This window comes from Jiangella aurantiaca, assembly GCF_004349105.1.
Taxonomy (GTDB): Bacteria; Actinomycetota; Actinomycetes; order Jiangellales; family Jiangellaceae; genus Jiangella; species Jiangella aurantiaca.
Window position 1 is genome coordinate 80,182 of sequence record NZ_SMLB01000003.1, and the last position, 24,102, is coordinate 104,283.

20 protein-coding genes and 2 tRNA genes are annotated in these 24,102 nt (G+C 70.7%); 14 read left to right on the top strand and 8 right to left on the bottom strand.

The window, feature by feature from the left end:
- Positions 1-102 precede the first annotated feature (102 nt).
- From rsmG to rpmH, 6 genes are all read right to left on the bottom strand, one after another.
- On the bottom strand, positions 103-780 hold the full coding sequence (rsmG, locus tag E1262_RS02890) for a 16S rRNA (guanine(527)-N(7))-methyltransferase RsmG (protein ID WP_203453480.1): 678 nt from the start codon (positions 778-780) through the stop codon (positions 103-105).
- A gap of 57 nt (positions 781-837) precedes the next feature.
- A complete protein-coding gene (locus tag E1262_RS02895) occupies positions 838-1,359 on the bottom strand; it encodes a Jag family protein (RefSeq protein ID WP_132101546.1) in 522 nt (173 codons plus the stop codon).
- Between the two features lie 78 nt (positions 1,360-1,437).
- Positions 1,438-2,364, bottom strand: a complete 927-nt coding sequence (gene yidC, locus E1262_RS02900; protein WP_203453481.1) for a membrane protein insertase YidC — start codon at positions 2,362-2,364, stop codon at positions 1,438-1,440.
- A gap of 7 nt (positions 2,365-2,371) precedes the next feature.
- On the bottom strand, positions 2,372-2,719 hold the full coding sequence (gene yidD, locus E1262_RS02905) for a membrane protein insertion efficiency factor YidD (protein WP_132101548.1): 348 nt from the start codon (positions 2,717-2,719) through the stop codon (positions 2,372-2,374).
- A complete protein-coding gene (rnpA, locus tag E1262_RS02910; protein WP_132101549.1) occupies positions 2,716-3,087 on the bottom strand; it encodes a ribonuclease P protein component in 372 nt (123 codons plus the stop codon). The genes yidD and rnpA overlap by 4 nt, the downstream gene beginning before the upstream one ends.
- A gap of 37 nt (positions 3,088-3,124) precedes the next feature.
- Complete coding sequence (gene rpmH, locus E1262_RS02915) at positions 3,125-3,262, bottom strand: 50S ribosomal protein L34 (protein WP_053203721.1); 138 nt, start codon at positions 3,260-3,262, stop codon at positions 3,125-3,127.
- A gap of 512 nt (positions 3,263-3,774) precedes the next feature.
- Here rpmH and dnaA point away from each other — a divergent pair.
- The 12 genes from dnaA to E1262_RS02970 all read left to right on the top strand — a co-directional run bounded on the left by dnaA (position 3,775) and on the right by E1262_RS02970 (position 17,219).
- Positions 3,775-5,250 carry a chromosomal replication initiator protein DnaA gene (dnaA, locus tag E1262_RS02920; RefSeq protein WP_238992803.1) on the top strand — a complete coding sequence of 492 codons (1,476 nt, stop codon included), beginning with the start codon at positions 3,775-3,777 and terminating at the stop codon, positions 5,248-5,250.
- Positions 5,251-5,677: 427 nt separating this feature from the next.
- Positions 5,678-6,811, top strand: a complete 1,134-nt coding sequence (gene dnaN / locus E1262_RS02925) for a DNA polymerase III subunit beta (RefSeq protein ID WP_132101550.1) — start codon at positions 5,678-5,680, stop codon at positions 6,809-6,811.
- Between the two features lie 105 nt (positions 6,812-6,916).
- Positions 6,917-7,858 (top strand): phosphogluconate dehydrogenase (NAD(+)-dependent, decarboxylating), encoded by a 942-nt coding sequence (gene gnd, locus E1262_RS02930; RefSeq protein ID WP_238992804.1) that lies wholly within the window; start codon positions 6,917-6,919, stop codon positions 7,856-7,858.
- A gap of 19 nt (positions 7,859-7,877) precedes the next feature.
- Positions 7,878-9,053 (top strand): DNA replication/repair protein RecF, encoded by a 1,176-nt coding sequence (recF, locus tag E1262_RS02935; protein ID WP_132101551.1) that lies wholly within the window; start codon positions 7,878-7,880, stop codon positions 9,051-9,053.
- A gap of 22 nt (positions 9,054-9,075) precedes the next feature.
- Positions 9,076-9,696: a DciA family protein gene (locus tag E1262_RS02940; RefSeq protein WP_132101552.1), complete on the top strand. Its 621-nt coding sequence runs from the start codon at positions 9,076-9,078 to the stop codon at positions 9,694-9,696.
- 252 nt (positions 9,697-9,948) lie between these two features.
- Positions 9,949-11,949: a DNA topoisomerase (ATP-hydrolyzing) subunit B gene (gyrB, locus tag E1262_RS02945; protein ID WP_203453482.1), complete on the top strand. Its 2,001-nt coding sequence runs from the start codon at positions 9,949-9,951 to the stop codon at positions 11,947-11,949.
- Positions 11,950-12,152: 203 nt separating this feature from the next.
- The gene (gyrA, locus tag E1262_RS02950) at positions 12,153-14,624 is read left to right on the top strand and encodes a DNA gyrase subunit A (RefSeq protein ID WP_132101701.1); all 2,472 of its coding nucleotides are present in this window, start codon (positions 12,153-12,155) and stop codon (positions 14,622-14,624) included.
- Complete coding sequence (locus E1262_RS30740; RefSeq protein ID WP_203453483.1) at positions 14,621-15,646, top strand: DUF3566 domain-containing protein; 1,026 nt, start codon at positions 14,621-14,623, stop codon at positions 15,644-15,646. The genes gyrA and E1262_RS30740 overlap by 4 nt, the downstream gene beginning before the upstream one ends.
- Positions 15,647-15,734: 88 nt before the next feature.
- Positions 15,735-15,808 (top strand) — tRNA-Ile (locus tag E1262_RS02960).
- Positions 15,809-15,952: 144 nt separating this feature from the next.
- Positions 15,953-16,093, top strand: coding sequence for a DLW-39 family protein (locus E1262_RS30745; RefSeq protein WP_169790490.1), 141 nt, complete (start codon positions 15,953-15,955; stop codon positions 16,091-16,093).
- 154 nt (positions 16,094-16,247) lie between these two features.
- Positions 16,248-17,000 carry a MerR family transcriptional regulator gene (locus E1262_RS02965; protein WP_132101554.1) on the top strand — a complete coding sequence of 251 codons (753 nt, stop codon included), beginning with the start codon at positions 16,248-16,250 and terminating at the stop codon, positions 16,998-17,000.
- A 143-nt stretch (positions 17,001-17,143) separates the two neighbouring features.
- Positions 17,144-17,219 (top strand) — tRNA-Ala (locus E1262_RS02970).
- Positions 17,220-17,970: 751 nt separating this feature from the next.
- Here the strand turns inward: E1262_RS02970 and E1262_RS02975 are convergent.
- A complete protein-coding gene (locus tag E1262_RS02975) occupies positions 17,971-18,177 on the bottom strand; it encodes a hypothetical protein (protein WP_132101555.1) in 207 nt (68 codons plus the stop codon).
- Between the two features lie 84 nt (positions 18,178-18,261).
- The gene (locus E1262_RS02980; RefSeq protein WP_203453484.1) at positions 18,262-20,544 is read right to left on the bottom strand and encodes an LLM class flavin-dependent oxidoreductase; all 2,283 of its coding nucleotides are present in this window, start codon (positions 20,542-20,544) and stop codon (positions 18,262-18,264) included.
- 65 nt (positions 20,545-20,609) lie between these two features.
- On the opposite strand from E1262_RS02980, the gene E1262_RS02985 reads away from it, so the two are divergent.
- Entirely contained in the window at positions 20,610-21,005 is a 396-nt protein-coding gene (locus E1262_RS02985) for a winged helix-turn-helix transcriptional regulator (protein ID WP_132101556.1), read from the top strand.
- Positions 21,006-21,196: 191 nt separating this feature from the next.
- Positions 21,197-24,082 carry an FAD-binding and (Fe-S)-binding domain-containing protein gene (locus E1262_RS02990; RefSeq protein ID WP_132101557.1) on the top strand — a complete coding sequence of 962 codons (2,886 nt, stop codon included), beginning with the start codon at positions 21,197-21,199 and terminating at the stop codon, positions 24,080-24,082.
- Positions 24,083-24,102 lie beyond the last annotated feature (20 nt).

Sequence of the window (24,102 nt, forward strand, 5' to 3'; positions counted from 1 at the left end):
GCCACCCCGTGGGCGACCGCCGTTCCCCCGTAGCGCTGTCGATTGCGACGACCCCACCGGCTGCGGGCCACCCCAGGCCCGCCACGACGGTGGTATCGGTCATCAGTTCGTCCTCCGTTGTCGTGCACCTTGCTTCGGCGCCGTCCCCGTGCGTCCGGCGACCACGACGGCGACACGCGCGACCGGATCGACCACGCCTGCGCCGACTTCCTCAACTCTCCACGACGCCGCGCCCATTCTCGCCAATGACGCGGCGGAATCGTGCAACTCTTCGGAAACCGACTGGCCTTTGAGCGCCAGGAGCACCCCGCCGGGGCGCAACAGCGGCAGGGTCCAGCCCGCCAGACGGTCCATCGGCGCGACCGCGCGGGCCGTCACCACGTCGTACCGGGCCCGCGGACGGACGTCCTCGGCCCGCGATCGCAGGACGCTCACGCCGTCGAGCCCGAGCGCTGCCACCGTCTCTGTCAGGAAGTCGCTGCGACGGAGCAGCGGCTCGACCAGGACGACCTCGAGATCGGGCCGGGCGATCGCCAGGGGTATGCCCGGCAGGCCGGCGCCGGAACCCACGTCGGCGACGATCCGCCCCTCGTCGACCAGCTCGGCGACGACCGCCGAGTTCAGGATGTGCCGGTCCCAGATCCGCGGGACCTCACGCGGCCCCAGCAGGCCGCGCTCGATGCCGGGGCCCGCGAGCCGCGCGGCGTACGCCACGGCCAGCTCCAGCCGGTCCCCGAACACGGCGGAGGCCGAGTCCGGCACGGCGAGAACGTCGTCCAAGACTCGGCCTCCTGGGAATGTCAGCGGTGTGGTTTCACGTGAAACACGCACGCACCACTAGGCGGGCATCACCACGACGTACCGCCGGGGCTCCTCGCCCTCGGACTCGCTGCGCAGTCCGGCTTCGGCGACGGCGTCGTGGACGACCTTCCGCTCGAACGGGGACATGGCGCCCAGCGACTCCGGCTCGCCGGACGTGCGCACCGCCTCGATGACCCGCTTCGCCAGTTCCAGCACCTCGGCCCGCCGGTTGGCCCGGAAGCCGCCGACGTCCAGCATCAGCCGGCTGCGCTCGCCGGTCTCGCGGACCACGGCCAGCCGGGTCAGCTCCTGCAGGGCCTCGAGCACTTTGCCGTTGTCGCCGACCAGCGCGTCGAGGCCGTCGCCGATGATCGAGACCACCGCGCGGTCGCCCTCGACGTCCATGTCGATGTCGCCGTCCAGGTCGGCGATGTCGAGCAGCTCTTCCAGGTAGTCCGCCGCGATGTCACCCTCGCGCTCGAGCCGCTTCGCCAGGCTCTCCCCAGCGTCACTCCCTCGTTCCTGCGCCGCATCGAGTTCCGTGCCAGCGTCGCTCACCGTCGACTCCTTCTACGTTCGTTGTGGGGCGGATCCGCTGCCCGCCGAGCCCTGCTGCCGTGCGGTCGTCGCCGCCGGCTACTTCTTCTTGCGCTGTGAGCGCGACGTCTTCTTCGGCTGCCGCCGGACGATCTCGGTCTGCTCCGGCTCCGCCGGCTGGCCGGTGTCCGGGGTGGGCAGCTCGATGCCCTTCCTGCGCGCCTTCTCCTCCAGGCGGCGCTGGTGCGCCTTCTCGGCCTCCGTACCGGGCGCCGGCATCCGGCGGATGACGTACAGCTGCTGCCCCATGGTCCAGAAGTTCGAGGTGAGCCAGTAGAGGACGGTGCCGAGCGGGAAGTAGACACCCGAGAACGCGAAGACCAGTGGCAGCACGTACAGCAGGATCTTCTGCTGCTGCGCGAACGGGCCCTCGAGCGCCTCCTTCGGCATGTTCTTGCGCATGATCTGGCGCTGGGTGATGAACTGCGTGACGCACATCAGCACGACCATCACCGCGGCGATGATCCGGGTGTTGACGCTATCGGCGTTCAGGAAGGTGTCGGCCAGGCGGGCACCGAAGATCTGCGCCTGGCCTGCGGACTCGAACAGTTCCGGCTGGCTGGTGAACGCGCCCCGCTCATGCCCGTGCGCAACGCCGTCGAGCACACGGAACAGCGCGAACAGGAACGGCGCCTGGAGCAGGATGGGCAGGCAGGACGCGAACGGGTTGGTGCCCGTGTCCTTGTACAGCTTCATCATCTCCTGCTGGAGACGCTCGCGGTCGCCCTTGTACTTCTTCTGCAGCTCGCGCAGCTGGGGCTGGAGGATCTGCATCTTGCGCTGCGACTTGATCTGCCGCACGAACAGCGGGATCAGCAGGATGCGGATGACCACCACGAGGCCGATGATCGACAACGCCCAGTTGACGCCGTCGTGATCGATGCCGATCAGCTCGGAGAACAGCCAGTGCCAGCCGATCATGATCCAGCTGACCAGGTAGTACAGCGGCGCGAGGATGGTATCCACGGGTGTATCAGACTCCTCGGAGAGAGGTCGGTGCGCCGGGCGGCAGGTCCGCCCGCGGCGCGGAAGCTCCATGCGACGGAGCCGCGAGCGGCTCGTCGTCGCCGTCGGTACCGGCGGCCCGGCCCCACCAGCGGTAGCTCTCGCGGGTGGGCACGAGGTCGACGCCGCCGGCACACCAGGGGTGGCAGCGGCCGAGCCGGCGCAGGGCCAGCCAACTTCCGCGCAGGGCACCGTGCCGTTCCACCGCGCTCAAGGCGTAGGCCGAGCAGGACGGGTAGTAGCGGCAGGTCTGCCCGTACAGCGGGCTGATGACGAGGCGGTAGCCCTTGAGGAGGGCCACCAGGAGAGTCTTCATCGCCGCTGCTCCGCTCGGGTCACGGCGCGGTCGATGGCGGCGTCGAGCTCGCGCGCGAGTGCGGAGCTCGGAGCGCCGGCGATGCCGGGCAGCGCCCGGACCACGAGTTTGGAGCCGGCGGGGAGGCGGTCGACCCGCTCGGCGAGGAGATGACGCAGGCGGCGGCGGACGGTGTTGCGCACCACTGCACCCCCAACCATGCGTCCGACGACCAGACCCACCGACGCGGGGCCGGCATCGGCCGTGTCGGCGGAGTCGCCGGCGGGCAGCAGATGCACGACCATGGTCGGTCGTCCGACGCGGACGCCACGGCGCACGATCACCCTGAAATCGGCCGAGCGCCGGAGCCGGTGCTCGGCCTTCAGCACCTCGGATCGTCGAGCGAGCGCAAGCGTGCCTGCCGAATCAGGCGGACAGCTTGGCACGGCCCTTGCTACGGCGGGCGGCGAGGATGGCACGGCCGGCACGCGTACGCATACGCAGCCGGAAGCCGTGAGTCTTCGCACGACGGCGGGTGTTCGGCTGGAAGGTGCGCTTGACCACGTCCGAGCTCCTGTGTCGATCGATGAGATGTGCATGCTTCGGGTTGCCGTGCAGGGTCCGCGCATCCCCGGGCAGTGCAGCCCAGGCATGACAAAAGGAGCCCTCGTCGGACCGATTCACGGTACGCGGTCGCCGCGCCTCAGGTCAAACTCGTCATGCGGCAGGCGCCCCACGACGGCAACCGCCCATCGTGGCACCCTGGAACATGGCGCGGCCGGCAACGACACGCCGGTGTCCTGGGGGGAACCTGTGGACATCAGTTGAAGCCCTGGCCACATGTTGTTAGCGTCACGTGCTCCAGCACGCTGTCAGTCCGATACCGGACCACGGTACCGGCGCCGCGTTCGCGCAGGTCACAATGGAGCGGATGGAGACAAACCCGCACGTGTCGACACCCTCCACACCCTGTGGACGACCGTGTGGACAAGAGACGACGGGGGTGGCCAGCCAGTCGCCACTGATGTTCTGATGTGCCGTCGGCCGGCGGCCATCGTCGAGCTTGGAGGGGAACTGTGGCAGACGAGGCCGGAATCGACTTCGCGACCGCGTGGGCCAAGGCTCTGACCGACCTGGAGTCCATCGAGATCGGGCCGCAACAGCGAGCGTTCCTCTCGCAGGCGCGTCCCGTCACCCTCGTCGAGGGCACCGCCGTCATCTCCGTCCCCAGCGACTTCGCCCGGGCACAGGTCGAGCAGCGGCTGCGCTCACACATCGTCGACGCGCTGTCCGCGGTGCTCGGCCGGCCGGTCGGCCTCGCCGTCAGCGTCGCCCCGCCGCCCGACGGCGCCCCCCTCGACCCCGTGCCTCCTCCACCGCCGCTCGGCGGGTTCCGCGAGCCGGCGTCGTCGTCGGTCGACACCGAGGAGATCCCGCTGGTGAGCGCGGCCACCGAGGCGCCGGCGTTCGTGCCGCGGCCGTCGTCGGACGGCCCGGCCCGGCGCGGCGACGTCGAGCCGCACCTCAACCCGCGGTACACGTTCGACACCTTCGTCATCGGCTCGAGCAACCGGTTCGCGCACGCCGCCACGGTCGCCGTCGCCGAGGCGCCGGGCAAGGCGTACAACCCGCTGCACGTCTACGGCGAGTCGGGCCTGGGCAAGACCCACCTGCTGCACGCCATCGGCCACTACACGCGGACGATGTACCCCGGTACCAGGGTGCGCTACGTGAGCTCCGAGGAGTTCACCAACGACTTCATCAACTCCATCCGCGACGACAAGGCGTCGGCGTTCCAGCGCCGCTACCGCGACGTGGACGTCCTGCTCATCGACGACATCCAGTTCCTCGAGGGCAAGATCCAGACGCAGGAGGAGTTCTTTCACACCTTCAACACGCTGCACAACGCCAACAAGCAGATCGTCATCACCTCCGACCGGCCGCCGAAGCAGCTCTCGGCGCTGGAGGACCGCCTGCGCAACCGGTTCGAGTGGGGCCTGACGTGCGACGTGCAGCCGCCCGACCTCGAGACCCGCATCGCGATTCTGTCGAAGAAGGCCACCCAAGACCACCTCAACGTCTCGCCCGACGTCCTGGAGTACATCGCCAGCCGCATCGCCACGAACATCCGTGAGCTCGAAGGCGCGCTGATCCGGGTCACGGCGTTCGCCAGCCTCAACCGCCAGCCTGTCGATCTCTCGCTGGCCGAGATCGTGCTCCGCGACCTCGTGCCGACCGACTCCGGTCCCGAGATCACCGCCGCCACGATCATGGCGCAGACGTCGGCCTACTTCGGCCTGACCATCGAGGACCTGCAGGGCACCAGCCGCAGCCGGGTGCTGGTCACGGCCCGGCAGATCGCCATGTACCTGTGCCGCGAGCTGACCGAGCTGTCGCTGCCGAAGATCGGACAGCACTTCGGCGGCCGTGACCACACGACGGTCATGCACGCCGAGCGGAAGATCCGCACGCTCATGGCCGAGCGGCGCAGTGTCTTCAATCAGGTCACCGAACTGACCAACCGCATCAAGCAGCAGGCCAGGCAGTCATGACGGTGGCCGGCGCCGCCACGGCCGGGGAAGCACACGCACGGGGAGTGATCGACTTCTCACAGGCTGTGGACAAGTTTGTGGACATGAGTGCCATCGCCGTGGACCGGGACGGGGAAAGTGTCACCCATCGGTGGACAACCTCGGGCGGTCCACGTCACCCACTGCTCGCGCCCACAGCCTTCGTGGACAACGGTAGCGCCGCTCACCTGCGACGTTCATGGTTTTCCACACTTTCCACCAACGCTATGAACCTGACCAGACCATCTATGGATCGACGAACAGCGCACAAGCCTGGCGGGCCGGTTCCTGTGGATCGTGCGATTCACGGCCGTCGTTTGACGCCTCTGGCCGCCGCTGTCGGCGGCCCGTGGAAGGATGACGTCGAACCACAACGACCCGGGCTGGTGCCCGAGGGGAGGACGGACCGGTGAAGTTCCGGCTCGATCGCGATGTACTGGCAGAGGCGGTGGCCTGGACGGCCCGCACCCTGCCCAACCGGCCGACCGTGCCGGTCCTGGCCGGCCTGCGCATCGACGCGTCCGACACCCAAGTGACGTTCTCGTCGTTCGACTATGAGGTGTCCGGCCGCGTGTCCGTCGACGCCGACGTCGCCGACGGTGGCACCGTCCTGGTCTCCGGCCGCCTGCTGGCCGACATCGCGCGGTCGCTGCCGAACAAGCCGGTCGACCTCAACGCCGACGGCGCCAAGGTCACCATCACCTGCGGCAGCGCCCGTTTCACGCTCCAGACGCTGCCGGTCGAGGAGTACCCCGACCTCCCGTCCATGCCCGAGGCCTCCGGCACCGTCGACGGCGCCGTCCTCGCCGAGGCGGTCAGCCAGGTGGCGGTCGCCGCCGGCCGCGACGACATGCTGCCCACGCTCACCGGCATCCGCATCGAGATCGAGGGCGAGACTGTCACCCTGGGTGCCACCGACCGCTACCGCCTCGCGGTCCGCGAGTTCACCTGGAACCCCGGCACGCCCGACATCTCCGCGGTCGCACTGGTGCCGGCCCGCACGCTGGTCGACGCCGCCAAGACGCTCGGCCCGGCCGGCCAGGTCACGCTGGCGCTGGGCACCGGCACGCAAGACAGCCTGCTGGGTCTGGCCGCTGGTGGCCGGCACACCACCAGCCGGCTCATCGACGGCGAGTGGGTGCCCAACTATCGCCGGCTGTTCCCGGCCGAGACCGCCACCGTCGCCCGAGTCGAGATCTCCGCACTGGTCGAGTCGGTGAAGCGTGTCGCCCTGGTGGCCGAGCGCAACACCCCGGTCCGGCTCGCCTTCGACGAGGGCCAGGTGGTGCTCGAGGCCGGCAGCGGCGAGGACGCGCAGGCCTCCGAGGCGCTGCCCGCCGAGGTCCAGGGCCCGGCCATCGCCACCGGTTTCAACCCCACCTACCTGCTCGACGGCCTGCAGGCGCTGGGCACGCCGTTCGTGCACCTGTCCTTCACCGACACCCCGCTGAAGCCGGTGGTCATCCAGGGCGTCGGCAGCGCCGAGGCCGAGCCCGACGGCGGCTACCGGTACCTGGCCATGCCCATCCGGCTCTCGGGCTGACGACACTCGGCGGCGACCCGGTCGCATGCGGCGGACCCGGCGCGCGAGGATGGTGACATCGGCTCGCGCCTCGGCACGGGCGCATCGTCACGGGGAGGAACACTGGTGGCCACGGAAGGGAACGTCATGGAGCTGGGCCTGGTCGGACTCGGCCGCATGGGTGGCAACATGCGCGAGCGGCTGCGGCGAGCCGGTCACACGGTGGTGGGCTACGACCGCAACCCCGAGGTCAGCGATGTCGGGAGCCTGAAGGAGCTGGTCGAGCGGCTGTCCGCGCCGCGGGCGGTGTGGGTCATGGTGCCGGCGGGCGAGGCCACCCGGGCCACCGTCCAGGAGCTGGGTGAGCTGCTCGACGAGGGCGACCTCGTCATCGACGGCGGCAACTCCAAGTTCACCGACGACCGCGTGCATGCCGACATCCTGGCCGAGCACGGCATCGGGTACGTCGACTGCGGCGTGTCCGGCGGCATCTGGGGCCTCGAGGTCGGCTACGGGCTGATGGCCGGCGGCGACAAGCAGCACGTCGAGCGGCTGATGCCGATCTTCGACTCCCTCCGGCCACAGGGCCCCCGCGACGAAGGTTTCGTCCACGCGGGCGGCGTGGGCGCCGGTCACTACGCCAAGATGGTCCACAACGGCATCGAGTACGGCCTCATGCAGGCCTACGGCGAGGGCTACGAGCTGCTCGCCGCCTCCGGCATCGTCGACGACATCCACGGCACGCTCAAGGCGTGGTCCCGCGGCACGGTCGTCCGGTCCTGGCTGCTCGACCTGCTGGTCCGGGCACTCGAGCAGGATCCCGCGCTGGCCGAGATCGAGGGCTACGTCGAGGACTCCGGCGAGGGCCGCTGGACGGTCGAGGAGTCCATCCGCAACTCCGTGCCGGCGCCGGTCATCACGGCCGCCCTGTTCGCCCGGTTCGAGTCCCGGCAGGACGACTCCCCCGCCATGAAGGCGGTGGCCGCGCTGCGCAACCAGTTCGGCGGCCACGCCGTCAAGGCGGCGGAGGCCGGCCCGACGTCCGGGACGGGCGACACCCGCTCCTGAGCGCCGGGACCGGTCGCTCATGCACGTCGCCCATCTGTCGCTGGCCGACTTCCGCTCGTACGCCACGGTCGAGCTGCCGCTCGAGCCGGGCGTCACGGCGTTCGTCGGACCCAACGGCCAGGGCAAGACCAACCTGGTCGAGGCGCTGAACTACCTCGCCACGCTGGGCAGCCACCGGGTCGCGCAGGACGCTCCCCTGGTGCGGCTCGGCGCCGAGCGGGCGGTCGTGCGCGGCAGTGTCGTCGAGACGATGGGCGGCGAGCCGCGCAGCACGCTGCTGGAGATCGAGATCACGCCGGGCAAGGCCAACCGCGCCCGCCTGAACCGGTCCCCGGTCTCCCGGCCCCGCGAGCTGCTCGGCGTGCTGACCACCGTGCTGTTCGCGCCCGAGGACCTCGCGCTCGTCAAGGGCGATCCGTCCGAGCGGCGCCGGTTCCTCGACGAGTTGCTGGTCGCGCGGGCGCCGCGGTTCGCCGGCGTCCGATCCGACTACGAGCGGGTCCTGAAACAGCGCAACGCCCTGCTCAAATCCGCCGGCACCGCCATGCGGGCCAGCCGCGGCGGCGGGTCGTCGCGCGGCCCCGATCTCAGCACGCTGGACGTCTGGGACACCCACCTGGCGCAGGCCGGTGCCGAGCTGCTGGCCGCCCGCCTCGATCTCGTCGAGGCGCTGCGGCCGCTGGTCGCCAAGGCGTACGACGCGGTGGCCGGCGGCTCCGGCACGTCCGGCGACCGTGAGGCACGGCTCACGTACAAGTCCTCGCTCGGGCGCGAGGCCGAGCTGGTGCCGTCGCGCGAGACGCTGGCGGCGGCGCTGCTCGAGACGCTGGCCGGGGTCCGGCGCGACGAACTGGACCGCGGCGTGTCACTGATCGGGCCGCACCGCGACGACCTCGTGCTGTCGCTCGGCCCGATGCCGGCGAAGGGGTACGCGAGCCACGGCGAGTCGTGGTCGTTCGCGCTGGCGTTGCGGCTCGCCTCGTATGAGCTGTTGCGTTCGGCCGGCAGCGACCCTGTACTGGTGCTCGACGACGTCTTCGCCGAGCTCGACTCCGGCCGGCGCGACCGGCTGGCCGAGCTCACGGCCGGCGCGGAGCAGGTGCTGGTCACTGCCGCGGTTGCCGCCGACGTGCCGGCCGGGCTCAGCGGCGCCAGGGTCGACGTGCTGGGCGGCGAGGTCCGGCGATCGGGTTGACCACGGGAGGTGGACAGAGGCGATGAGTGACAGTGACGATGTCACCGTTCCGGCGCCGGACGTCGACCTGCCGGCGCCCGCCACGGACCCCGTGGGGCCCGCGGACGGTTTCACGTGGAACCCCGACGGCGACGATCTCGCGAAGGCGCTGCTCGCGCGGGCGAAGGCGGCCGGCCGGACCGGTCGTCGCGCGCCGGCCCGCAAGACCGGTGACGGCTCGGGTGGTGGCGGCGGCTGGCGGCGGCGCCGCGCCCCCGGAGCCGGCTGGAGCGGCCCGGGCTCGGACGACCGCGACCCGCAGACGGTGGGCTCGGCCGTCGACCGGCTGATCGGCGAGCACGGGTGGGCCGAGGACATCGCGGTGCACGGCGCGGTGGCCCGCTGGGACCAGGTCGTGGGGCCGGAGGTCGCGGCGCACGTCCAGCCTGAGCACTACGAGGACGGCGTGCTGACCGTGCGGGCCGACTCGACGGCGTGGGCGACGCAGGTGCGGCTGTTCGCGGCCGAGCTGGTCCGCCGGTTCAACGCCGAGGTCGGCGACGGCTCCGTCACCAGGGTCGACGTCCGCGGACCGCAGGCGCCGAGCTGGCGGCGGGGGCCCCGGAGCGTACCCGGGCGAGGACCGCGCGACACCTACGGCTGACCGAAATCCCCCGATCCGCTACGCGGCGCCAGACGGCCCCCAGCGTCGTTGAGGCTCCCGGTGCGGGTATGGGGACACATGCGCGGCGATCTACGCGGCTCCACGGGGCATTCAGGGCCGCAGAACGCACATTCTGGTGTCGGCACAAGGTAGAATAGGGCTGTCCATCCAGGCCGCGCGGTCTCCTGGGCCCTCTCATCGGCCTGCAGGTGGCGCGGTGTGGCCTGATCCCTGGCAGGAGGTCCCCCGCTCGTGACGGACACCACGTCCTACGACGCCAGCGCCATCACCGTACTCGAAGGTCTCGAAGCGGTCCGCAAGCGGCCCGGAATGTACATCGGCTCCACCGGCGAGCGAGGTCTTCACCACCTGGTTTACGAGGTCGTCGACAACTCCGTCGACGAAGCCTTGGCCGGTGTCTGCGACGAGATCGAGATCGTGCTCCTGCCCGGCGGCGGCGTCCGCGTCACTGACAACGGCCGAGGCATCCCCGTCGACGAGCACCCGGTCGAGAAGCGTCCCGCGGTCGAGGTGGTCATGACCGTGCTGCACGCCGGCGGCAAGTTCGGTGGCGGTGGCTACAAGGTCTCCGGCGGCCTGCACGGCGTGGGTGTCTCCGTCGTCAACGCGCTCTCGCGGAAGATCGACCTCGAGATCCACCGCGACGGCTACCGATGGACGCAGTCCTACTCGCTGGGCGTGCCCGATGCTCCGTTGCAGCGGCACGAGGAGTCCGGCCGCACCGGTACCACCACGACGTTCTGGGCCAGCCCCGACATCTTCGAGACCACCGAGTACGACTTCGAGACGCTGTCCACCCGGTTCCGCGAGATGGCCTTCCTCAACAAGGGCCTGACCATCATCCTGCGCGACGAGCGGCCGGAGGGCGTCGACGTCGGCGCCGACGAGGACGTCGACAGCGACCAGAGCTCCGAGCCGCGCGAGGTCCGTTATCGATACGAGCTGGGACTGGTCGACTACGTCCAGCACCTCAACAACGCCAAGTCGCCGGTACACCGCACCGTCATCGACTTCGAGGCGGAGTCCGAGGACGGCGACGGCCAGGCCATGAGCCTGGAAGTCGCGATGCAGTGGAACGACCAGTTCACCGAGTCGGTGCACACGTTCGCCAACACCATCAACACCCACGAGGGCGGCGCGCACGAGGAGGGGTTCCGGGCGGCGTTGACCACGCTGGTCAACCGGTTCGCCCGCGATTGGGGCGTGCTGAAGGAGAAGGACCCGAACCTGACCGGTGAGGACGTCCGCGAGGGTCTCACGGCGATCATCAGCATCAAGCTGGCCGAACCGCAGTTCGAGGGCCAGACGAAGACCAAGCTGGGCAACACCGAGGCCAAGAGCTTCGTCCAGAAGGTCGTCAACAACGAGCTCGGTGCCTGGTTCGAGCAGAACCCGACCGAGGGCAAGCTGATCGCCCGCAAGGCGCAGAGCGCCGCCATCGCCCGCGTGGCCGCCCGCAAGGCGCGCGACGCCGCGCGCAGTCGCAAGGGGCTGATGGGCGGTGCCGGCCTGCCCGGAAAGCTGGCCGACTGCCAGTCCACCGACCCGGAGGAGTGCGAGCTCTTCATCGTCGAGGGTGACTCCGCGGGCGGGCCGGCCAAGCAGGGGCGTGACTCGCGGACCCAGGCGATCCTGCCGATCCGAGGCAAGATCCTCAACGTCGAGAAGGCGCGCATCGACCGGATCCTTCAGAACCAGGAGGTCCAGGCGATCGTCAACGCGCTGGGCACCGGCGTTCAGGAGGAGCTCGACCTGAACCGGCTGCGGTACCACAAGGTCGTGCTGATGGCCGACGCCGACGTCGACGGCCAGCACATCCGCACCCTGCTGCTGACGCTGCTGTTCCGGTTCATGCGCCCCGTCATCGAGCAGGGCCACGTCTTCCTCGCCTGCCCGCCCCTCTACAAGATCAAGTGGAGCGGCCGTGACGTCGAGCCCGAGTACGCGTACTCGGAACGCGAGCGGGAGGCCCTCGTCGAGGCGGGTGTCGCCGCCGGCAAGAAGCTGCCGAAGGAAAACGGCATCCAGCGCTACAAGGGTCTGGGCGAGATGAACGACGACGAGTTGTGGGAGACCACCATGGACCCCACACAGCGGCTGTTGTTGCAGGCGACGCTCGACGATGCCGCGCACGCCGACGAGGTGTTCTCCACCCTCATGGGCGAGGACGTCGAGAGCCGCCGCAAGTTCATCCAGCGCAACGCCCGCGACGTCCGTTTCCTGGACATCTGAGCCGGGCGCGAAACACAGCAATCCGAGCACGACATGAAAGACAACGGGGCCGAGGACAACCGCGAGGCTGTCCCGCGCGTCATACCTGATGTGCAACCGGCAGGTCGCACCTGGAGGAACCACTCGTGACGAACGACATCACCACGGCCGGCGACGGGTTCGGGCCCGGGGGACGGATCGAACCGGTCGACCTGCAGGTCGAGATGCAGCGCAGTTACCTCGACTACGCGATGGCCGTCATCGTCGGTCGCGCGCTGCCGGACGTCCGCGATGGCCTCAAGCCGGTGCACCGGCGCGTGCTTTACGCGATGTACGACGGCGGCTTCCGTCCCGACCGCGGGTTCTACAAGTGCTCGCGTGTGGTCGGCGAGGTGATGAGCAACTACCACCCCCACGGCGACACCGCCATCTACGACACCCTGGTCCGGCTCGGGCAGTGGTGGTCGATGCGGTACCCGCTGGTCAAGGGCCAGGGCAACTTCGGTTCGCGCGGCGACGACAAGCAAGCGGCGATGAGGTACACCGAGTGCCGCATGGAGCCGCTCGCCATGGAGATGGTGCGCGACATCGAGGAAGAAACCGTCGACTTCTCGCCGAACTACGATGGCAGGAGCGACGAGCCCGACGTCCTGCCGGCGCGGTTCCCCAACCTGCTGGTCAACGGTTCCGGCGGCATCGCCGTCGGTATGGCCACCAACATCCCGCCGCACAACCTGCGTGAGGTCGCCGCGGGTGTCGACTGGTACCTGGACAACCCCGACGCCGACAGCGAGCAGCTCCTCGACGCGCTGCTCGAGCGGATCAAGGGGCCTGACTTCCCCACCAGCGCCCTGATTGTCGGAACCACCGGTATCGAGCAGGCGTATCGCACCGGCCGCGGCTCGGTCACCATGCGCGCCGTCGTCGATGTCGAGGAGGACAGCCGGGGCCGCGCCATCCTGGCGATCACCGAGCTGCCCTACCAGGTCAACCCCGACGCGCTGCTGCGCAAGATCGCCGAGCTCGCCGACACCGGCAAGGTGCCCGGCATCGCCGACCTCAAGGACAACTCGTCGTCCCGCACAGGTATGCGCATCGAGGTCGTGCTCAAGCGCGACGCCGTCGCGACGGTGGTCCGGAACAACCTCTACAAGCACACGCAGCTGCAAGACACCTTTGGCTGCAACATGGTCGCGCTGGTCGACGGCGTTCCGCGCACCTTGCCGCTGGACGGCTTCGTCCGGCACTGGGTCACCCACCAGATCGAGGTCATCCGCCGGCGTACCGAGTTCCGGCTACGCAAGAAGCGCGAGCGGCTGCACATCGTCCTCGGCCTGCTCAAGGCGATCGACGCGATCGACGAGGTCATCGCGCTGATCCGCCGGTCGTCCGACGCCGATGAGGCGCAGGCGGGCTTGATGCAGCTGCTGGACATCGACGAGCTGCAGGCCAGAGCCATCCTCGACATGCAGCTGCGCCGCCTCACCGCGCTGTCGCGTGACGAGCTGCAGAACGAGCACGACACCCTGGTCGCCGACATCGTCGATCTCGAGGACATCCTGGCCTCCGAACAGCGCAAGCGGACGATCATCCGCGAGGAGCTGGCGGAGATCGTCGAGAAGTACGGCGACGAGCGCCGCAGCCGCATCATCCCGGGCGAGGGCGACATGACCGCCGAGGACCTCATCCCCGAGGAGCCGGTGGTCGTCACGATCACCCGCGGCGGCTACGCCAAGCGCACCAAGGCCGACCTCTACCGCTCGCAGAAGCGCGGCGGCAAGGGCGTCCGGGGCGCGCAGCTGCGCGAGGACGACGTCGTCGACCAGTTCTTCGTGACCACTACGCACCACTGGATCCTGTTCTTCACCAACCGCGGCCGGGTCTACCGCGCCAAGGCGTACGAGCTGCCCGAGCTGGCCCGCGACGCCAAGGGCCAGCACGTCGCGAACCTGCTGGCCTTCCAGCCCGACGAGAAGATCGCCCGGGTGCTCACCCTGAAGGACTACGAGCAAGCGCCGTATCTCGTGCTGGCCACGAAGCACGGCATGGTGAAGAAGACCAGGCTCACCGAGTACGACTCCAACCGCTCCGGCGGCGTCATCGCGGTCCTGTTCCGCGAAGAGGACGACGAGCTGATCGGCGCCGAGCTGGTCAGCGCCGACGACGACATCCTGCTGGTGTCGCGCAAGGCGCAGGCCATCCGGTTCACCGCCACCGACGACCAGCTGCGGCCGATGGGCCGGGCCACCGGCGGCGTCTTCGGCATGAAGTTCCGCGACGGGGACGAACTACTCTCGATGTCCGTTGTGCGTGATGGAACCGACTCGTACGTCTTTACCGTCACAGATGGTGGATTCGCCAAACGAACCGTTGTCGAGGAATATCGTGTTCAGGGACGCGGGGGTTTGGGTATCAAGGCAATGAAGATCAATGAGGACAGAGGCTCTCTCGTGGGCGCCCTGGTTGTCGGCGACGGCGACGAGGTGCTCGCCATCCGGGCGTCCGGAGGGGTGACGCGTAGTCCAGTGGCGGACGTTCCCGCCAAGGGTCGTGACACCATGGGAGTCAAGTACGTTGCGCTGGGTGGCGACGATGCCGTCGTCGCCATCGCGCACAGTGCCGAGGATGACTCGGTGGAGGAGGCTGTCGAGGACGTGACGGACTCCGAGATCGACGCGGAGGGTGATGGCTCGTGACGAGCAGCGGCGCGACCGGGCGTCCGGGGACCGACCAGGACGCGCGCAACAAGAGCGCGCCCCCGGCGGACCGGCAGGACCAGCAGTCCAACGGCGCGAAGCCCGGGCCTCCCAGTAACAACGGGTCGCCGAACGGCCAGCAGGGCGGCGCGGATCCAGCGGTCGAGAACCGCCGCCAGCAGGGCGGCGGGCAGCCGCGTGGTGCCGCGGCCGCCCGGGTCGCCACCCGCAACCGCTCGCGCGAAGACACCACGCCGCGTACCGGGGGCGACTCCACGCAGAACCCGTGGGCCCGCCCGGGTGACCAGCCCGCCCAGAACGGAGCCCCGAACGCCGCGGCCTCGCCGAACGGTCCCGCGCCGCCCCCGGCCCCGTCCGGCCAGGCCGCGGGCGCGTCGCCGCACCAAGGTCCGGTGCCGCCGCCGTCGCTGGTCGCCCAGCAGGGCGGCGCGGCGCCGTCGGCCTTCCCGGCGGCCGCGCCCGGCACGCAGCCCGGCCCGGTCCCGGCCGCGCCCGTGCCGCCGTCGAATCTCGCCGTCGACACCCAGGCCAGCCTCGAGGCCGTCCCGCCCGCGCCCCGTCCGTCCGCCCCGGCGAAGGCGTCGGCGACCCCGAGCCCGTCCCGGTCCACCAGCTCGCGCCGCCCCGGCCGCGTCCGCAAGGCTCGGCTGCGGCTGCTGAGGGTCGACCCGTGGTCGGTCATGAAGACGGCGTTCCTGCTGTCCGTCGCGCTCGGCATCACGCTGTTCGTCGCCGTCGCGGTGCTCTGGTCGGTGCTCGACGCCGCCGGCGTGTTCAGCTCCATCGACGACGTCGTCACCGACATGACGGCGTCCGACAGCAACTCCGGCATCGACATCAACCAGTACGTCGAGCTGTCCCGCGTGCTCGGCTTCACCACCCTCATCGCGGTGGTCGACGTCGTGCTGTTGACGGCGCTGGCGACGCTGGGCGCGTTCCTGTACAACCTCTCCGCCAGCCTGCTCGGCGGACTCGAGCTGACCCTCGCCGAGGACGACTGAGCCGGTGTCAGCGGCGGTAGTCGCCCGGTTTGGGTTGGCCGCCGACGGTGAGGTACGCTGCTGCGGCGCACTTGGTGCGAAACACACCGGGCCTATAGCTCAGACGGTTAGAGCGCTTCCCTGATAAGGAAGAGGTCACAGGTTCAAGTCCTGTTAGGCCCACCCCACCTGATGCCCTGTCGACTCGCTCGGCAGGGCTTCGTGCTGCTGACGTCCCCATGCGTGATTCCGACGTCGCCCTGCTGCCGCCGGCGGCTCTGCGTTAACCTCACACGAGAGTCGATCACCGTCTGGAGGCGGACCATCGTGTTCAACAAGAAGATCCTGTTCGGAGCGGTCGTGGCCGTGGTCGGTTACCTCGGTTACCGCCGTTACCAGTCCGGACGGGCCGAGCAGGACCTGTGGGCCGAGGCCACGGATCCGATCCCGCCCGCCGACCCGCGCTGATTCATCCACCGACGGCCACGTGAGCCCTCGCCCCTTCGCGGCGAGGTCTGCGTGGCCGTCTGCTGTCTGCTCGACTTGAAGTTGACGTAGCGTCAACGACTACCGTCGTGGGCGGATCGGAGAGCCCGGTCCGGTGAACGACACGGAACACACGATGAGCTGGTCGATCAACGAGGTGGCGCGGGCAGCCGGGGTGACGTCGCGGACGCTGCGGCACTACCACGCGATCGGGCTGCTCGAGCCGGCCTGGACGGCCGACGGAGGCCGTCGCTTCTACGAGCAGGAGCAGCTGCTGCGGTTGCAGCGGATCCTGCTGCTGCGCGAGCTCGGTCTCGGGCTGGACGCCATCGGCGAGGTGCTCGCCGCGCAGGACGGCGCCAGCGCCGTCGAGGTGCTGCGGCGGCACCGCGCCTGGCTGCTGGCCGAGCGGGCCCGGCTCGACCGGCTCGTCGTGACCGTGGAGTCCACCATGACCACCCTCGAGAAGGGAGGGACCATGACGGTGAACTCGATGTTCGCGGGGTTCGAGCAGAACCCGTACGAGGAGGAGGCGCGCTCCCGCTGGGGCGACCTCGCGGTGGACGACGCGACCGCCCGGATGCGCCGCTGGTCGGCGGACCAGGCGGCGCAGGCTCGCGAGGGCTTCGGCGCGGCGTTGGCCGCGCTCGCCGCGCTCCGCGCCGACGGCGTGCCCGTCGACGACCCGCGGGCACAGGACGTCGTGGACGGCCATTACCGGTGGGTGTGCCTGTTCTGGACGCCCGACCGCGACGCCTACCGCGGCCTCGCCGACCTCTACGTCGACGACGACCGCTTCCGCCAGAACATCGGTCAGGGCGACGACGCCCTGGTCGAGTACCTCCGCGACGCGATGAAGGCCTACGCCGACTCGCGGCTCGGCCAGTAGTCCGACGGGTTCGGGAGAGCTGCAGATCTCCCGGCCCGCGGGCCCTGGATTCGGGTACGAATTCGCTGTACAGCGCGGTGACACGCTAAGGTTGTCGGCGCGGTCCGGCCCGTGCCCTCGGCGCGGCGCCGCTCCGCACCATCGGGGACGTAGCTCAATTGGCAGAGCACTGCCTTTGCAAGGCAGGGGTTAGGGGTTCGATTCCCCTCGTCTCCACCAGATCTCCTGAGATTCACCTGCGCGTTCAACGACGGTGGCTGTCATCGCGGCAGAACGACGACCTGGACACCTACGGCTGACCTGAACAGAGATCCCACAGGCCGCGACGACCGGGCACGCTTGATCATGGAGAAGGTCGGCTCTGGAGTCGCGGGAAACCCGACCTTCTCCATGATCAACTCGGTGAGGCGCGGGTGGTGGCATGAGCGCCAACGGTTGGCGCTGGCGTCAACACGCCGGGTCGTGATCGCCTGTCCTGCCCGGGTCGGCCAGCGCCCCGAGCGGGGTGACGCCGTGACGACGGCGCCGTTGCCGCGCCGGTCACACCTGACCGCCAGATCCTCATGAACGATGACGCCATCATCGGCAATCTCGATGGCGGCTAAGACACAGTGGTGCGGGGCCGCCTGTCGCTCTGAGTTCAGCCCTCCCGATCGACGTCGTGGCGGTTCCAGCGCCGCCGGCGACCGACCTTGCGATTCACCGACCACGGCGCGCGGGCAGCGTCCCCGTGCCCGCGGTGCTTGTGCGGCTTGCAGGTACCGCAGCCCTTGCGGCGCCGGTGTGGCGAGTGCGCCATCGTGTGACCTCCCGGGACCATCCCCGCCCAGGTGGGCGGAGTAGCCCAGGGGTGCCGCCAGCGCTCATGCAAGCCATTCTGCCTTGAACGACCGGAGGACGAGCCGGCACCGACCGTCGGGTAGGCGCCTGGTCGGCGACGCTTCGTGCCCGTTCGAGCCAGGTCGCTGCGCTACGCCTTTCGCGCGCCTCCCGGCCGGACCATCGACCCGGCGATGCGCAGGTCGTACTGGTCGACCACGCAGGTGGTGTGGTGGTGGGCGTTGGTGTGGTGGCGCGCCGCCGCGTCGGCCAGCCTGTAGCGGACGAACTGCCGTCCGACCCAGGGGCACTCGACGCATCGTCCCCGGTAGCGCAGCTGGCCGGGATCCTGTGACATGGACACAGAATAACCTGTGACAATGCATCGGACGTCAGTAGCAGCTACTGCTCTATCGTGAGGCGGTGCTCCGGGCCGTGACGGTCAGGTCGCCACGGCTGCCGTCGCGGTGGTGGGTGCGACGTTGAAGTTGTGCCGGAAGACGTTGTCGGGGTCGTAGCGGTCCTTGAGCTCGCCCAACCGCTCCAGCGTTGCCGGCGGGAAGGCCGCGGCCAGCACCTCCGCGCTCTGGTCGGTCTCGAAACTGATGTAGAGGCCGGAGAAGAACGGCTGGAGCGTGGCCCAGGCCTCGGCCAGCCGCTGGACGTGGGCTCCCATCGCCGACACCGAGAAGTTCGCCGACCGGTGCGCGTACGCCGTCGCGTCGGCGGGGACGTCCGAGACGGCGCCACCGACGGCGCGGATCTGGAAGAAGTGGATCGCGCCGCTCGACAGGGCCGCGGCGACGGCCGCGGCGAACTCGGGTGTGATGTGCTCGATCAGGCCGCTGTGCGCGAGCGGCTCGCCGGTCGACACGTGGGCGGGACCGGCGGCGTTCTGCATGATCGACGCGTATGGCCGGATCGTCACCTCCTGGTCGTAGAGCGGCGCGATCGACGCGATCTCCTGCAGCCGCGCGACGACGACGTCGGGGTCGGACGACTCGACCACCGAGTAGGTCTGCGCGATCGCCGGCTGGCCGTTTCGGGGCGGACCCATGATGAGGAAGCTCGTGAAGTCGCGGGGCGCGCCCTCGACCGCGGCGCCCCAGCCGACCAGGTAGTCCGCGACGTTCTCGGGGACCTGCGTGAGCTGGCCCCAGCCGACCTCGCCCACCTCGTCGACGACGAAGTCGAAGGAGGTGACGATGCCGAAGTTGCCGCCGGCGCCGCGGACCGCCCAGAACAGGTCGGGGTGCTCTGTCTCGCTGGCCCGCACCACCGACCCGTCGGCCAGCACGACCTCGACCGCGCGCAGGTGGTCGATGGTCAGCCCGTGCGACCGTGACAGGAAGCCGATCCCGCCGGCCGTCGCCAGCCCGCCGACACCCACCCCGCCGTAGTCGCCGGACGACAACGCCCAGCCGTGCGGAGCCAGCGCCGTCGCCACGTCCATCCAGCGTGCGCCGGCGCCGATACGCACCAACCGCTGCGACTCGTCAAGCACCTCGATCCGGTCCAGTCGGCCGACGTCGATGACCATGCCGCCGTTGTTCGTCGACCGCCCGCTGATGCCGTGGCCGCCGCTACGGATGCCCAGCGGCAGGTCGGGGTGGCGCCGCGCGTACGCCAGCGCCTCGACCACCTCAGCGGTCGACGACGGGCGCAGCACCAGGCCGGGCGACCCGCCGCGCAGGTAGCCCCCGCGCACGGTCCGGTAGTCGGGGTCGCCGGGTTCGACGGCGGAGTCCCGCAGCGACGCGGGCACACCGTCGTAGTCGATGCCCTCGCGACGGGCCGCGAGCGCCGCCGCCGGCCGGATCCGCTCGCCCGCGGAGCCCGCCGGCACCGCGTCGTCGACGGCCGCACGCAGGGCGGGTATGACCTCCTCGGCGAACTGCTGCATCGTCCGTGGGTCGTCGCCCATGACGATGAAGGTGCCGATGCCGTCCTCGACGACCAGCGGCAGCAGGTCGTCGACCCAGTCCTGGCTGGTGCCCTGGAGGAACCCGGTGCGCGACGCGCCGAACCGGCCGCCGATGTTGAGCAGCCGGCGGATCTCGCGCGGGTCGCGGCCGGTCTCGCGCGCGGCCTCGTCGATGATCGCGTTGCCGCGCTTCAGGTCGCCCGGCTCGAGATACGGCAGGCTGGGCAGCCAGCCGTCGCCCTTCTCGCCGATCAGGCGGAGCATGCGCGGCTTCAGCGCGCCGATCCACAACGGGATGGGGTGCTTCGGCGCGGGGCCGCGCTTGGCGCCGTCCAGCCGGTAGAAGTCGCCGCCGACGCGGGCGCCGCCGCGCGCGTCCACGTCCCACAGCGCGCGGATGACGTCGATCGCCTCGCTGAGCGCCTGGACGGACTCGCCGGGGGTGAGCCGGCGCCCGCCCATCGCCTCGATCGCGTCCCAGAACCCGCCCGCTCCGATGCCGAGCTCGGCCCGGCCGTCCGAGAGCAGGTCGAGGCTGGCCGCCGCCCGGGCGAGGACGGCGGGCGTACGCAGTGGGATGCTGTGAACGTTTGCGGACAGCCGCACGCGCGACGTCTGCGCCGCGACCCAGGTGAGCAGCGTCCAGGTGTCGAGGAACGCGGGCTGGTAGGGATGGTCCTGGAACGTCACCACGTCGAACCCCAGCTGCTCGCTCAGCTGCGCGAGCGCGACGGGGGTCTGCGGCGACTGGTTCGTGGGGGTGATGAAGGTGCCGAACTCGAGACGGTGGCCGTAGTTCACGATCCTCAGTCTCCGGATCGGCGCCACACTTGGCCAACCCGCGGTCAGAGACTTATCATGAGTAAGTGGCTATCGAAACCAGAGTCGCCCCCGAGCGCCCGACCACCGGCTACGAGCACATCGACGACGAGAAGTGCCGGCTGTTCACGGGCTACATCGAGACCATCGGCAAGAAGTGGAGCGGCGGCATCATGATGGCCGCGGCGCGCGGCGCCACCCGCTTCGTGGAGTATCGCGCGGCGGTCCGCGGCATCTCCGACCGCCTGCTCAACCAGCGGCTCAAGGAGCTCGAGGCCGAGGGGCTGATCGAGCGGACGGTGGTGCCGACCACTCCGGTGCTGGTGCGGTACCGCCTCACCGAACGCGGCCGGAGCCTGATGCGTGCGCTCCAGCCGCTGGTCGCCTGGAGCGTCGACGACTACGAGCGCACGCATCGGCGGCCGGATCAGGGACGCGTGTAGCCCACGTCGTCGATCAGCCAGTTGTCGCCGACCGGCTCGGTGCCGGCAGAACCCAGCTGGTTGCCGGTCATCGTGGCGAAGGGCTGCGACGGCGTGATGGTAGGGGTTCGTCCCGGCGATCTCGCCGGAACGGTCGGCCGCGATGCCTACGATGGATGGGCGCTCGTCCGTGCCGGATCGGAAGGAGATCCATGCGCTTGGCGTCGCCCCTCGTGAACAGCCGGAGCGCCGACGGAGAGCTCGTCGCGGCGGCGCTCCGGGCCCACGGCATCGGCGACGTGGACGCGTCGTCGCTGCGCCGCGCCGAGTACTCCACCGACGCGTCGAACTACCGCGTGGTCCCGCGGGTGGTCGTGTTCCCCCGCGACGCCGACGAGGTGGCCGGCGTGGTCGAGGTCGCCCGGTCCCTCGGCGTCCCGGTGACGGCGCGCGGCGGCGGCACGTCGGTGGCCGGCAACGCCGTCGGGCCGGGCATCGTCATGGACCTGTCGGCGCACCTGGACCGCGTCGAGCTGGTCGACCCGGACGCGCGGATCGCCGTCGTGGAGCCCGGCGTCGTGCTCGGGGCGCTGCAGCAGCAGGCCGCCCCGCACGGGCTGCGGTTCGGCCCTGACCCGTCGACGTGGTCGCGGTGCACCGTCGGCGGCATGATCGGCAACAACGCCTGCGGTCCCCGCGCGCTGGTGTACGGGCGCACCGCCGACAACGTGCTAGAGCTCGACGTCGTGGACGGTCACGGCCGCCGGTTCACCGCTGGCCGCGACCTCGACGCCGTCCCCGGCCTGTCCGCCCTGGTGCGCACGAACCTCGACGTCCTCCGCACCGAGCTGGGCCGGTTCGACCGGCAGATCTCCGGCTACTCGCTGGAGCACCTGCTCCCGGAGCGCGGCCATGACCTCGCCAAGGCGCTGGTCGGCACCGAGGGGACCTGCGGCGTCGTGGTACGGGCGACGCTGCGGCTCGTCGAGGCGCCGCAGCGGCCGGCGCTCGTTGTGCTCGGCTACCCGGACATGCCGTCAGCCGCCGACGCCGTCCCGGCGCTGCTGTCGCACCGGCCGCTGGCCATCGAGGGGCTCGACCGCCGCATCATCGAGACCCTCCGGACCGTCCGGGGTACCGCAGCGGTGCCGGATCTGCCGGACGGGAACGGCTGGTTGCTGGTCGAGGTCGGCGGCGGGGACCCGGACGACGCACGGGAGCGGGCCGACCGGCTGGTCCGCGACGGCCGGGAGGCCGGCGCCACCGGCATCCGGGTGGTGCCGGACGGGCCGGAGGCGCGCGCGATCTGGCGCATCCGCGAGGACGGCGCCGGGCTGGCCGGCCGGACGCTCGACGGTGCACAGGCGTGGCCCGGGCTGGAGGACGCCGCCGTGCCGGTCGAGCACCTCGGCGCGTACCTGCGCGACCTCGACGCGCTGCTGGAGCAGCACGGGTTGTCCGGTTCGCCGTACGGGCACTTCGGCGACGGCTGCGTGCACGTGCGGGTCGACGTGCCGCTGCACACCGGCGGCGCCGCGCTGCGGGCGCTGATGACCGACGCCGTGCGGCTGATCGCCGGCTACGGCGGCTCGCTGTCCGGCGAGCACGGTGACGGACGAGCGCGCGGCGAGCTGCTGCCGTACCTGTACTCCGACCGGATGATCGGAGTGTTCGAGCGGTTCAAGGCGCTGTTCGACCCGTCCGACGTGCTGAACCCGGAGGTCGTGGTCCGGCCGGCGCCGCTCGACCGCGACCTGCGTCGTCCGGCGGCCGCCCCGATGCCCGCGACCGACGGGTTCGCCTTCGCGCACGACGGCGGCGACATCACGAACGCGGCGCACCGGTGCGTGGGCGTCGGGAAGTGCCGGGCCGATCACACGTCCACCGGCGGCTTCATGTGCCCGTCGTTCGTGGCGGTCGGCGACGAGACGACGTCCACCCGCGGCCGCGCCCGGGTGCTGCAGGAGATGCTCAACGGCTCGCTGGTGGCCCGCGACTGGCGTGCGCCGGAGGTGCACGAGGCGCTGGACCTCTGCTTGTCCTGCAAGGCGTGTGGCACCGACTGCCCGGCCGGCGTCGACATGGCGACCTACAAGTCCGAGGTGCTGCACCGCGCGTACGCAGGACGGCGGCGGCCGTGGACCCACTACACGCTCGGCCGGCTGCCGCAGTGGGCCGGGATGGCGTCGCGGTTCGCCCGGCCGCTGAACGCGCTGTTCTCCGTCCGCTCGGTGGAGAGCCTCGCATTGCGGCTGGGCGGCATGGACCCGCGCCGGTCGATCCCGCGGTTCGCGCCGCTATCGTTCCACCAGTGGTGGCGGCGCCGGCGGCCGGCGGCGGCGACGACGACGACGAGGCCACGAGTGCTGCTGTGGGTCGACACCTTCACCGACCTGCTCTCGCCGTCCATCGGCGTGGCGGCGGTCGAGCTGCTGGAGTCGGCCGGCTACGAGGTGCTGACCCCTCCGCCAGGCGTCTGCTGCGGGCTGACCTGGATCACCACCGGCCAGCTCACGGCGGCGCGGTCGCGGCTGACTGCGCTGGTCGCCGCGCTGGCCCCATACGCCGAACAGGACGTCCCGATCGTCGGCCTGGAGCCGTCGTGCACGGCAGTGCTGCGGTCCGACCTGGTCCAGCTGCTGCCGGACGACCCGCGCGCCGCCACCGTCGCCGCGGGCACCGTGACGCTGGCCGAACTGCTGACGCGGACCGGCGCAGATCAGTGGGAGCGGCCGGACCTCGGGGGGGTCGAGGTCGTGGTGCAGCCGCACTGCCACCATCACTCCGTCATGGGCTACGGACCGGATCAGGAGCTGTTGCGCGAACTGGGCGCCACGACCACCGTGCTGACCGGGTGCTGCGGGCTGGCCGGCAACTTCGGCATGGAGCGCGGCCACTACGACGTGTCGGTCGCGGTGGCCGAGAACGCGCTGCTGCCGGCCCTGCGCGCCGCCGCGCCCGGCACGGTCCTGCTGGCCGACGGGCTGTCCTGCCGCACCCAGGCCGACCAGCTGGCCGGCGTGCGTGGCCTGCACCTGGCCGAGCTGCTGGTACGCGGCGCGGTCACATCCGCGGCGCGCGGTCCGTCAAGGATGTGACTGGACCCGGCACGGGAGAG

Bases quoted from the DNA above. Each gene is read 5' to 3' on its own strand.
- yidD (WP_132101548.1), bottom strand. From the start codon at position 2,719: ATGAAGACTCTCCTGGTGGCCCTCCTCAAGGGCTACCGCCTCGTCATC.
- recF (WP_132101551.1), top strand. From the start codon at position 7,878: ATGCACGTCGCCCATCTGTCGCTGGCCGACTTCCGCTCGTACGCCACG.
- E1262_RS02940 (WP_132101552.1), top strand. From the start codon at position 9,076: ATGAGTGACAGTGACGATGTCACCGTTCCGGCGCCGGACGTCGACCTG.
- gyrA (WP_132101701.1), top strand. From the start codon at position 12,153: ATGCAGCGCAGTTACCTCGACTACGCGATGGCCGTCATCGTCGGTCGC.
- E1262_RS02965 (WP_132101554.1), top strand. From the start codon at position 16,248: ATGAGCTGGTCGATCAACGAGGTGGCGCGGGCAGCCGGGGTGACGTCG.
- E1262_RS02975 (WP_132101555.1), bottom strand. From the start codon at position 18,177: ATGTCACAGGATCCCGGCCAGCTGCGCTACCGGGGACGATGCGTCGAG.
- E1262_RS02990 (WP_132101557.1), top strand. From the start codon at position 21,197: ATGCGCTTGGCGTCGCCCCTCGTGAACAGCCGGAGCGCCGACGGAGAG.